This window comes from Microbacterium nanhaiense (assembly GCF_014646015.1).
Lineage (GTDB): Bacteria > Actinomycetota > Actinomycetes > Actinomycetales > Microbacteriaceae > Microbacterium > Microbacterium nanhaiense.
Genome location: NZ_BMMQ01000014.1, coordinates 22,254 through 33,922 on the forward strand (window position 1 = coordinate 22,254; position 11,669 = coordinate 33,922).

At 72.6% G+C, this 11,669-nt stretch carries 8 protein-coding genes; 3 read left to right on the forward strand and 5 right to left on the reverse strand.

The genetic code is table 11. The annotated features are described in order from the left end of the window. Positions 1-19: 19 nt before the first annotated feature. Positions 20-763, forward strand: a complete 744-nt coding sequence (locus IEX05_RS14850; protein ID WP_188703211.1) for a phosphotransferase — start codon at positions 20-22, stop codon at positions 761-763. 10 nt (positions 764-773) lie between these two features. Here the strand turns inward: IEX05_RS14850 and IEX05_RS14855 are convergent, their stop codons facing one another. The 5 genes from IEX05_RS14855 to IEX05_RS14875 all read right to left on the reverse strand — a co-directional run bounded on the left by IEX05_RS14855 (position 774) and on the right by IEX05_RS14875 (position 10,938). Beyond that, on the reverse strand, positions 774-1,535 hold the full coding sequence (locus IEX05_RS14855; protein WP_188703213.1) for a DNA-formamidopyrimidine glycosylase family protein: 762 nt from the start codon (positions 1,533-1,535) through the stop codon (positions 774-776). 102 nt (positions 1,536-1,637) lie between these two features. Then, a complete protein-coding gene (locus tag IEX05_RS14860; RefSeq protein ID WP_188703215.1) occupies positions 1,638-6,428 on the reverse strand; it encodes an Lhr family ATP-dependent helicase in 4,791 nt (1,596 codons plus the stop codon). An 81-nt stretch (positions 6,429-6,509) separates the two neighbouring features. After that, positions 6,510-8,138, reverse strand: a complete 1,629-nt coding sequence (locus tag IEX05_RS14865) for a bifunctional 3'-5' exonuclease/DNA polymerase (protein ID WP_188703217.1) — start codon at positions 8,136-8,138, stop codon at positions 6,510-6,512. Between the two features lie 81 nt (positions 8,139-8,219). Then, positions 8,220-9,209 (reverse strand): LLM class F420-dependent oxidoreductase, encoded by a 990-nt coding sequence (locus IEX05_RS14870; RefSeq protein ID WP_188703218.1) that lies wholly within the window; start codon positions 9,207-9,209, stop codon positions 8,220-8,222. A 46-nt stretch (positions 9,210-9,255) separates the two neighbouring features. Continuing rightward, entirely contained in the window at positions 9,256-10,938 is a 1,683-nt protein-coding gene (locus IEX05_RS14875; protein WP_188703219.1) for an ABC-F family ATP-binding cassette domain-containing protein, read from the reverse strand. Between the two features lie 290 nt (positions 10,939-11,228). On the opposite strand from IEX05_RS14875, the gene IEX05_RS15450 reads away from it, so the two are divergent. Then, positions 11,229-11,351 (forward strand): hypothetical protein, encoded by a 123-nt coding sequence (locus tag IEX05_RS15450; RefSeq protein WP_268237883.1) that lies wholly within the window; start codon positions 11,229-11,231, stop codon positions 11,349-11,351. A gap of 2 nt (positions 11,352-11,353) precedes the next feature. Continuing rightward, positions 11,354-11,533 (forward strand): hypothetical protein, encoded by a 180-nt coding sequence (locus tag IEX05_RS14880; protein ID WP_188703221.1) that lies wholly within the window; start codon positions 11,354-11,356, stop codon positions 11,531-11,533. The last annotated feature ends 136 nt before the right edge of the window (positions 11,534-11,669 follow it).

Below are 11,669 nucleotides of genomic sequence, written 5' to 3' on the forward strand. Positions count from 1 at the left end.
CGGCGGGTAGCGTGGCGGGATGGATCCCGACACCGCGCCCAGTGACCTCGCCGGGGTGCCCGATCACGCCGATGTTCCGCCGATCGTCGCCGGCCTGCCCGGCGGCGAGCACGCCCGCGCCGTCTGGCTCAACGGGGTGGGCGGGCTGACCTTCGCCCTTCCCGGGCGGCACGCGAAGTGGCAGCGCGGATCGGCCGTCGACCTCGCCGAGGAGGCGGCGCGGCTCGAATGGGCCGGATCCTACGTGCAGGCGCCGCGGGTCGTCTCCTTCGCCCGCGAGGGTGACGAGCAGCTGCTCGTCACCGAGACCGTGCCGGGCGTCTCGGCGGTGCTCGAGCCGTGGCGGAGCCGCCCGGCCGATTCGGCCCGCGCCCTCGGGGCGGGTCTGCGCGCCTTCCACGACGCGCTCCCCGTGGCGGAATGCCCCTGGACCTGGTCGACCGGCGAGCGGCTCGCGCGGGTCGCGGATCCGGAGGCTCGCGAGCGCCTGGCGGCGGCGGATCCGGGGATCTCGCGACTCGTCGTCTGCCACGGCGACGCCTGCGCGCCCAACACGCTCCTCGGATCCGACGGCCGCGCGAGCGCCCACGTCGACCTCGGCGATCTCGGGGTCGGCGAGCTCTGGGCCGATCTCGCGGTGCTCGCGATGAGCGTGACCTGGAACTACGGGCCGGGCTTCGAGGACGAGGTGTATCGCGGGTACGGGATCGATCCGGATCCGGCCAGGATCGCCTTCTACCGCGCGCTGTGGAACGCCGAGTGAGGCGCGCGGCTCACGACGCGGGCGGCTGACACGTCGGGCACCAGAAGACCCGGCGTTCGCGGCCCGGCTCGGCGCCGAGGGCGGTCTCTCGGATGATCGTGCCGCACCTGCGGCAGGGCAGCCCCGCACGCCCGTACACCCAGGTGTCCTGGCCGCGGACGCCCGTGAAGGTGCGCACGGGGCGGCCCACATTGCTGCGCAGCGCGCGGGCGCCGAGGTCCACGATCTCGCGGATCTCGCGCAACGGGTCCCGCGGATCCATGCCCCGCAGGAACAGCAGCTCGTTCGCGTAGATGTTGCCGAAGCCCGCGACGCTCGTCTGGTCGAGGAGGGCGACGTGCGCGGGGCGCGGGTCGCGCGAGAGGCGGCGCACCGCCTCGTCGGGATCCCACGCGCCCAGCGGATCCGGCCCCAGATGACCGATCGCGTCGCGTTCGTCGCGCACGAGCTCGACGATTCCGAGGTCGAAGCCGACGGTCTGGTGCGCCGCGGTCGACAGGATCGCGCGAGCCTGGAAGCCCGGGCGGCGCCACTTCTGACCGGGCTCGTACACATGCCACTCGCCCTCCATCTTGAGGTGCGTGTGCAGCGTGAGTTCGCCGATGCGGTGCAGGATGTGCTTGCCGACGGCGCGGGCCTCGCGCACGGTCTCGCCCGCGAGATCGGCGGTCGCCTCCCGGGGCACGCGCAGCTCGAAGCGCGTGAGCACCCGCCCGGCGAGGACCTCGTGGAGGCGACGGGCGGCGCGGTGAGCGGTATCGCCCTCAGGCATCGGATCTCCCTCGGGTCGGGCCTGCGCGGAGCACGCGCGGATCCGGGCGTCGCCGGGCCGGTTCCCCGGCGATCGGCGTGCCGGGTGCGGCGCCGCAGCGCGTCACCGGTGCATCTCCTTCCGCAGGGTGAGCCCCTTCGTGGCCTCGACGAATCCCGCCGCGCGCAGGTGGCGCGCGAGCGGCGTCGAGTAGGTGCCGGATCCGTTGACCTTCTCGACCGTGAGCGTCTCGAGCCGGCGGGCGCGGGTGGTCTCGGCGAGGCCGCGGCTCGCGGACTCGAGCGAGGCGTCGTCGTCGGTGAAGGCCAGAACGGTGCGGCCGCCGCGCTCGAGGTACAGCACGAGCTCGCCGTCGACGAGCACGACGAGCGCGCCGGCCTTCCGCCCGGGGCGATGGGTGACCTCGTCGAGCGCGGGCCACGCGAGCGCCGCGCCGTAGGGGTTCGCCGGATCCGTCGCCGCGAGCACGCGCGCCTTCAGCGGCGCCGGATCCGGCACCGCCGCGAAGGAGCGCAGCCGGTCGATCGTCGACGAGGCCGCGAACTGCGCGGCGCCGAGCTTCTCGATGAGGTACCCGCGGCGGCAGTGACCGGCCTCCTCGAAGGTCGCGAGCGTGCGGTACACCTGTGCGAAGCCGCCCGGCGCGCCCTCGTTCTGCACGGATCCGCGGGTGACGACGCCGTAGCGGTCGAGCAGCACCGAGGCGTGCGCCGCGGCCCGCGCGGTCGGATCCGCCTCCGGCTCCGGCAGCAGCGACCAGCGGCCGCCCGCCGTCGCGTTGCGCACGGGCGCGGGCCGGGACATGCTCATGCCGCGGAAGGTGCGCGTGCGCGGGGCGCGGCGCACGGTCTTGTGGCTCTGGGACCCGCCGGAGAGGAGCTGACGCACGGGCGCGAAGGTGTCGTTCGTCGCGCGACCGGCCCACACGAGGCGCCAGAGCGCCTCGGTGACGGCGGTCTCCGAGATCTCCGCGGCCTCGTCGGCGGTGAGCCTCGAGCGCACCATGTCGGCGATCTGCGACGCGAAGAAGGCCCCGCCGGGCTCGAGCGCCTCCCTCACGCGGGCGTCGAGCGGATCCGTGACATCCTCGCCCTCATCGAGCGTCAGCGGCACGGCGTCGCCGGGGTGCAGCGCGATCCAGCCGTCGCGACCCGCGATCTGGCCGTGACCCGACCAGACGACCTCTCCGGCGGCGGTGAGCTCGTCGAGCATCGCGGGGGAGTAGCCTGCGACGCGGCTCGGCAGCACGAGCGACTCCCACGCGCTCGCCGGGATGGGCACGCCGGCGAGCTCCTCGACGACCTGCAGCACGCCATCGATCCCCTCAAGGGTCCGATCCATGTGGTGCCAGGCGGGCAGGAAGCGCGCGAATGCCGCGGGCGGCACGGGCTCGATGGATCCGCGCAGCGCCGCGAGCGAACGCATGCGGATCCGCCGCAGGCCCTCGGCGTCGCACCACTCGGCCTCGTCGGAGCCCTCCGGCAGGAAGTAGCCGCTGACGACGCGGCCCGCCGTCTCGAGGCGGGTGAGCGCGTGCCGGGCGACGGCGATGCCGATGCCGAGCCGGCCCGCGAGCGCGGCGAGCGGGAACGGGCCGTGCGTGCGGGCGAAGCGGCCGACGAGGTCGCCCAGCGGATCCGCCACCGGCTCGGTGAACGCGACAGGCACGCCCACGGGCAGCGCGGTGCCGAGCGCGTCGCGCAGGCGCCCCGCGTCTTCGATCGCGGCGTAGCGCTCATCTCCCGCGATGCTGACCCTGATCGCGCGCTTCGCGCGCACGAGCGCGTCGAGGTGCTGCGTGGCCGCCTCGACCCTCGCGTGCTCGTTGCCGAGCTCCGTGGCCTCGGGGCTTTCCGAGGTGGCGTCCGGTGGCGGGCCATCGACGGAGGGCGGCCCGTCCGCGTCGAGGCGCTCGGCCACCTCGAGCACCGAGAGCGGCCCGACGAGTCGGAGCAGGTCGGCGACGCCCTCGACCCCGTGCACCCGGCGACCCGCGGCGAGGCGCTGCACCTCGAGCTCGTAGCGGGCGACGACGTCCGGATCCAGCAGCTCGCGCATCTCGACGCGGCCCAGCAGCTCGCCGAGGAGGGCGGGGTCGACGCTCAGCGCCGCGGCCTTGCGCTCGCCGAGGGGCGAGTCGCCCTCGTACATGAACGCGCCGATGTACCCGAACAGCAGGTCGCGCGCGAACGGCGACGGCTGCGCGGGCTCCGACTCGACCAGGCGGATCCGCCGCTCGCCGATGCCGCGCGCCAGGCGCACGAGCGCCGGCAGGTCGTAGACGTCTTGCAGCACCTCGCGCAGCGTCTCGAGGATCACGGGGAACGTCGGGTGGTTCCGCGCGACCTCCAGCAGCGCCGCCGAGTGCTGCCGCTGCTGCCACAGCGGCATGCGCTTGCCGGGGCGGAGCCGAGGCATGAGCAGCGACCGCGCCGCGCACTCGCGGAATCGCGAGGCGAACAGGGCGGATCCGCCGACCTCGTCGGTCACGATCTGCTCGAGCTCCTCCGGGTCGAACACGAACAGCTCGGCGCCCGGCGGCTCGGCCTCGGCATCGGGGATCCGCGCGACGATGCCGTCGTCGCTCGCGACAGCGGATCCGTCGACCCCGAGCCGCTCGCGGATCCGCGCGTTCACCGCGAGCGCCCACGGCGCGTGCACGTGCATGCCGTAGGGGGAGTGCAGGATGATGCGCCAGTCGCCGACCTCGTCGCGGCCGCGCTCGACCGTGAGGGTGACATCGGTGGGCAGAGCCCCGGTGGCCTCGCGCTGCTCGTCGAGGTGCGCGAGAAGGTTCGTGCGGGCGAACTCGTCGAGGCCCGCCTCGCGCAGGCGATGTTGGGCCGTCTCGGGCGAGGCGGCGGCGATCTCGCGGGTGAAGCGTCCGAGCGCCTCGCCCAGCTCCGCCGGCCTGCCGAGGCCATCGCCCGTCCAGAAGGGAACCCGGCCCGGCTGCCCGAAAGCGGGAACGACGTTGACGCGATCGTGCGTTATTTCGACGATCCGCCAGCTCGTCGTCCCGAGCGTGAACACGTCGTTCACGCGCGACTCGTAGACCATCTCCTCGTCCAGCTCGCCCACGCGGGCGTTTTGGGTCTCGCCCGCGATGAACACGCCGAACAGGCCGCGGTCGGGGATCGTGCCGCCGCTCGTCACGGCGAGCCGCTGCGCGCCGGGCCGCCCCTCGAACACGCCGCGGTCACGGTCCCACACGATGCGCGGCCGTAGCTCGGCGAACTCGTCGGAGGGATAGCGGCCCGCCAGCAGATCCATGGTCGCCTCGAAGGCGCTGCGCGGCAGCGTGCGGAACGGGGCGCTGCGCCGCACGGTCTCGAACCACGCCTCGACCTCGACCGAGTCGAGCGCCGACGCCGCGACGGTCTGCTGCGCGAGGATGTCGAGCGGATTCTGCGGCACGGCGATCGCCTCGATCGCGCCCGACAGCATCCGTTCCGTGACGACCGCGGTGTGCAGCAGGTCGCCGCGATGCTTCGGGAACAGGTCGGCGCGGCTGATCTCGCCGACCTGGTGCCCGGCGCGACCCACGCGCTGCAGCCCGCTCGCGGCGCTCGGCGGCGACTCGACCTGGATGACGAGGTCGACCGCGCCCATGTCGATACCGAGCTCGAGGCTGCTCGTCGCGACGACGCACTTCAGCAGGCCCGATTTCAGCTCCTCCTCGACGACGGCGCGCTGCTCCTTCGAGACGGATCCGTGGTGCGCTTTGGCGAGCACCGGGGCCACGCCCGAGGTCTGGCCCGATTGCGCGATCATCTGCGCCGGGACGGTGGGCTCGGGCACGTCGAGGCCGAGCCGTTCCGCATAGATCTCGTTGAGGCGGCCCGTGAGCCGTTCGGCGAGGCGCCGGGAGTTGGCGAACACGATCGTCGATGAGTTCTCGAGCACGCGGTCGACGATCGCCTCTTCGACGTGCGGCCAGATGGATCCGGTGACCTCGACGTTCTCGGATCCCTCCTCCCAGAAGCGGTCGCCGCCGGCCTCCGGCCCCGCCGGGGTGCCCTCCCAGAATCGATCATCCGCGGGCGGGACCGGCTCGCCGCCGCCATTTCCGGATGCCGCGAGGTCGGCACGGTGCGACGGCTCGCGCGTGCCCGCGGGCGGCGGGTTCGTCATGTCGTCGATCGGCACGCGGACGGCGAGCTCGAAGGTCTTCGAGGCGCGCGGCGCGACGATGTCGACGGGCGCGGATCCGCCGAGGAAGCGGGCGACCTCGTCGATCGGCCGGACGGTCGCGGATAGGCCGATGCGCTGGGCAGGCGCGTCCAGCAGTTCGTCGAGGCGCTCGAGCGAGACCGCGAGGTGTGCGCCGCGCTTCGACGACGCGACGGCGTGCACCTCGTCGACGATGACGGTGTGCACCTCGCGCAGCGTGTCGCGCGCGCTCGACGTGAGCATGAGGAAGAGCGACTCGGGCGTCGTGATGAGGATGTCGGGCGGGGTGCGCAGCATCCTCTGGCGGTCGCGCGGGGGAGTGTCGCCCGAGCGGACGCCGACCGACACCTCCGGCGGATCCACGCCGAGCCGCTTTGCGGCCTGCGTGATGCCGACCAGGGGCGACTGCAGGTTGCGCTCGACGTCGACGCCGAGCGCCTTGAGGGGGGAGATGTAGAGGATCTTCGTGCGGCCCTTGGTCTTCCTCGTCCGCCCGGCGAAGCCCGGGAGTGCGTCGTTCGACGCGCCCTCGCGGAAGACGCGGTCGATCGCCCAGAGGAAGGCGGAGAGCGTCTTGCCGGATCCGGTCGGGGCGACCACGAGCGCGTGCCGCCCGGCCGCGATCGCGCGCCATGCGCCGGTCTGCGCGTCGGTCGGCGCCGAGAACGCGCCGCGGAACCATGCCGCGGTCGGGGCGCTGAAGCTCTCGAGGATGTCCACGGATCCATCCTCCCGCGAACCACTGACACGGGAGCCGGATGGCGCGTGCAGGCGGCAATTTCTGGGCGCCGACGCGGCAGGCTACTTCGCGGCGCTGGCGCCGATGCGCAGGTCGAGGGGGAAATCGACGGGGAAGGATCCGAATAGCAGCCGGCCGGCGGCGACGGCGGACGCGCGCATCGCCTCCGCGGCGGCATCGGCCTGCTCGGCCGGGGCGTGCACGATCAGCTCGTCGTGCAGGAAGAACGCGATGTGCGCGCGGCGCGCGAATGCGGGGCCGGACGCGGGGGCCGCGACGGGCGACGCGGGCAGTCGCGCGAGCCGCAGCCGCAGAACGGCCATCCACGCCAGCGCCCACTCCGCGGCCGTACCCTGCACGATGAAGTTGCGCGTGAACCGCCCGTAATCCCGGGCGGCGCGCGCGTCGTTTTGGTGGGCGCGCTTGGCCTCGTACGAGAGCGCGGGAGACGTTCGGCCGAGCCAGGTGTGCACCGACCCGCCCTCCTCGCCCGTCTTCGCGGCCGCGTCGACCATGCCCATCGCGAGGGGGTAGGCGCGCCGCAGTCGCGGCACGAGGCGGCCGGACTCGCCGGTCGTGGCGCCGTACATCGCTCCGAGCAGCGCGCCCTTGGCCTCGGCGCGCGTCGCGACGGCACCGGCGGCGACGATGCCCTCGTAGAGGTCCGTGCCCCGAGCCGCATTGGCCATGCGGGTATCGCGCGACATCGCCGCGAGCACGCGCGGCTCCAGCTGGGCGACGTCGGCGTCGACGATGCGCCAACCGGGATCTGCGCGGAGCGCCTCGCGCAGCTGTCGCGGGATCTGCAGGGCGCCGCCGCCGTCGGCGCCCCAGCGACCCGTCACCACGGCGCCCGGCATATAGACGGGGCGGAATCTTCCGCCCCGCACCCACGCATTGAGCCACGCCCATCCGTTGGCGCTCAGGAGCCGTGCGAGCCGTTTATATTCCAATAGCGGCATGATCGCGGGGTGGTCGATCTCGCGCAGCACCCACTTGCTCGTGGAATCGACGAGGATGCCCGCGCGCCGCAACGACCTCAGCAGCTGCGGCGGCGAATCGAGCGAGAGCAGCGGATCCTCGAGCGCGCCGCGCACCTCGTTCGCGAGGCGCGCCATATTCGCGGGCACCCCACCGGGCCCGCGTTTTCCGAGCACCTCCTCGAGGATCCGCGCGTGATGCGCCGCGTCCCACGGCGCGCCCGCGGCCCGTGCCTCGGCGGCGACGAGCGCGCCGGCCGATTCCGCGGCGAGGAGCAGGCGTATCCGGCCCTTCTCGGGCAGCGCCTCGACCGCGCGATCCTGCCGTTCGAGCTCGCGAAGCACCTCGTCGAGATGGTCGCGGCGCGGACGGTCGAGCTCGAAGAGCGTCTCGCCGTGCGCCGCATCCGGCGCGGTCCAGTCGACCTCGCTCCCGACGTCGGCTCCGGCGTTGGAGAGGATCGCGTGACACAGCCGCAGATCGTGGCACCGCGCGACCCGCACGCCCGCGGCGAGGAGGGGCGGGTACCACTCGGCCGTCGACGCCCAGACCCAGCGCACGGCGCGCTCCGCCTCGCGCGCCGCGACCCAGGCGGGCAGCTCCGCTCGCGTGAGGACGCGGCGTACACCGCCCGGGACCGCGGCGACGATGCCCCCGTCGGTGGCCCTCCCGACGGCGATCCTCGTCGCCTCGCCCCACGGATCCGTCACGGATCCAATCTACGCCGGGCTCCGGTGCCGAAAAATGCTCCCCGTGCGCGAACGAGGAGCATTTCTCGGAACGGGAACGGGCTACGACAGCGCCGGGATGACCTTCTGCTCGAACAGCTCGACGCCCGAGAGGTCGTAGGCGAGCTCGGGGAAGTAGCTGATCGTGTACGCCGCGCCCGCCTTCTCGAGCGCCGCGAGGTGCTCCGTAACCTTCTCGACCGTGCCGACCGTGGGGTTGTCGAGCGTGAAGTTCGCCATCAGCTTGTCGTGCGCCTCGGGCGCGAAGCGCCGGATCCGGTCGCTGATCGCGGCGATGCGATCGGTGACCTCGGCCTCGGTCTCACCGATGATCACGTTGTTGTTCGTCGTGCGGGTGATCTCGGCGAAGTCACGGCCGACGGCGTCGCAGTGGCCCCGCAGCACCTCGCTCTTGTGCTCGAACTCGGCGATGTTGCCGCCGGCGTAGTTCGTGTACTGTGCGTATCGCGCCGCAATGCGCAGGGTGACCTTCTCGCCGCCGCCCGAGATCCAGAACGGGATCCCGTTCTCCTGCAGCGGCAGCGGCCGGACGATGGCGCCGTCGACCTGGAAGTAGCGGCCGTCGAGTGTCGCGGATCCGGTCTCCCACGCCTGCTTCATGATCTCGACGCCCTCGCGGAGCGCCCGCAGGCGGTCGCCGATCTCGGGGAAGCCGTAACCGTAGGCGCGCCATTCGTGCTCGTACCAACCGCCGCCGATGCCCATCTCGACGCGGCCCGCCGAGACGTGGTCGACGGTCGCCGCGACCTTGGCGAGGTACGCCGGGTTGCGGTATCCGAGGCAGGTGCACATCTGGCCGAGCCGCACGCGCGACGTCGACGCCGCGAACGCCGACATCAGCGTCCAGGCCTCGTGCGTGGCCTCCTCGCTCGGGATCGGCGTGGTGTGGAAGTGGTCATAGACCCAGATCGATTCCCACGGCCCGTCGTCGGCGCGCTGCGCCAGCCGCTTCATGGTGTTCCACTGTTCTTCGGGCGCGATGCCGACCAGGTCGAAGCGCCAGCCCTGCGGGATAAAGGTTCCGAATCTCATGGCGCCAGGCTAGCGGCGATCGGGTCGTCCCGGGTAAGGCCGGCGGTCACAGCTGAGTCAGGGCTCCCTCCCTCAGCTCGAGGGTCAGATCGGGCTCGAGATCGTCGAGGAATGCCTGATCGTGGCTGACGACGAGCACTGCGCCGCGATACGCCGCCAGCGCCTCGCGCAGGTGTCGCGCCGTGTCGATGTCGAGGTTGTTCGTCGGTTCGTCGAGCACGAGCAGCTGCGGCGGCGGATCCGCCAGCAGCAGCCGAGCGATCGCGACGCGGAACCGTTCGCCGCCGGACAGGGATCCGACGGGCCGGTTCGCGGCGTCCCCGCGGATGAGGAAGCGCGCGAGCCGGTTGCGCAGCTCCGCATCGGGGAGGTGCGGCGCGGCGGCCCGCACCGTCTCGAACGCCGATGCAGCCTCGTCGAGCCCGTCGAGGCGCTGGGCCAGGTAGCCGACGCGATCGGTGTGCAGTTCGGACGCGAGCGCGATCGCCTCGGTTGCGCGCTGCTCGGCATCGTCGGCCGCGGCGAGGGCGGAATGGTCCGGCGGCGCGCCGTCCCCCGCGTCGAGGATCCGACGCAGCAGCGTCGTCTTCCCGGCGCCGTTCGGGCCGACGAGCGCGACGCGCTCGGGGCCCTGCACGATCCACTGCCGCTCGCCGTCGCCGAGGGTGAGGATCCGCCGGCCGGCCGCGACCGCCGGATCCGGCAGCTCGAACACGACCGAGGCATCGTCGCGCACGAGCCGGTCGGCAGCGTCGAGCGCGGCGATCGCCGATCCCTCCTTCTCGCGGGCCTCGACCCGCAGGCGGCCCGCGCTCTCCTCGGCCCGCCGCGCGTATGCGTTCGCGACGATCGGCGGCAGGGTCTCGGCCTTCTTCTTGCCGGCGCGGTTCCGGCGTGCGATCTTCGTCTCGAGCTCGATGCGCTGTCGCTTCTCCTTCGCGAGCTCCTTCTTCGCGTCGGCGACCTGCTGGGCCGCGGTGGCCTGGGCGGCCTCGAGCGATGCTCGCCACGCCGAGTAGGGCCCGCCGAAGGTCGTGAACGTATGTTCATAGAGTTCCGCGGTGTCGTCCATGAGCTCGAGCAGGGCGAGATCGTGCGAGACCACGACGAGGGTGCCCCGCCACGAGCGCACCATCTCGTAGACGCGTTCGCGTGCGTCGCGGTCGAGGTTGTTCGTGGGCTCGTCGAGCAACGTGATGGCGGATCCCGCGAGGCGGACGCCGGCGAGCGCGACGAGCATGGCCTCGCCGCCGGACAGCTCGCCGACCCGGCGGTCGAGCATCTCGGGGGCGAGACCCGCCTCGGCGAGCGCCGCCTGGGCGCGCGCCTCGATGTCCCAGTCGTCGCCGACCTCATCGAAGCGCTCCGGCGAGACATCGCCCGCCTCGATCGCCCGCACGGCGTCGAGCGCACGGCCCGCGCCGAGCAGATCGGCGACGCGCGCGGTGGTGTCGAGCGTCAGTGTCTGCGGCAGGTAGGCGATGCGGTCGTCGGCGACGAGCGGGGCCCCGTGCCCCGCGCGGATCCGCACCGGCTCGCCGTTTGCGAGGATCCGCCCGCCGGTGGGCCGAAGCACGCCGGCGGCGAGCTTCAGCAGGGTCGATTTTCCGGATCCGTTTCGGCCGACGAGGCCCGTTCGGCGCTCGCCGAACGCAGCCGTGACGTCGTCGAGCGCGAGGGATCCATCGGGCCACGAGAACGTGACGTGGTCAAAGGTCAATGCAGGCATGAGCGCCTCCCGAGAATGGGCTCGCGCCAAGGATCGCCCGCGCAGAGCCAAAAGAAGATGGCGCGCTGAACGGCGAAAAGCGATCGGGTACGACGGATCAGCGCGAATGCGCTGAGCAGAGAGGCATCAGCGCGTGATTACGCGAGGATCCACACCGATTCATTCCGATCGTCGGGAGCAAAGACTCGTCGACACTACGCGACCCGGGCGTGTCGCGTCAAGCGGGGCCCGGGTGAAGATCATCCTTAGGGCGGATGTGCGGGGCGCCCGCGGTCCGTAGTGTGGGTGACATGACCGCGTTTCTGATCGTGACGCTAATTGTGGCCCCGCTGCTCAGCGCTGTCTTCACGGCGCCGATCGCGAAGCGCTCGAGCGAACGCCATCGCGCCCGCCGCGCCGCCCGGAAGGGCTGATCGTGGCCGGCCGTGCATCGATGGTGAACCCCGGACTGGCGATCGGCGCGGGGGTCGCGATCGGAACCGGGTTGTCGATCGCGCTCGACAACTGGCTGTATCTTGCCCTGGGCATCTCGCTCGGTGTCGTGTTCGGCGCCGCGTCTCCTCCAGGCGGAGACCGGCAGGGCCCGGACGAGTAGCCGCCTCGACTAGGGCGTGTTGATCAAGAGGTTCAGGCTCAGGATCGGCGAGTCTCGATGGTGTGACGCGTCAGGAGATCTCGGATGAGGTGTGGGCTGTTCTGGAGCCGCTGATGCCGGTGCCGGTCGGCAGGTC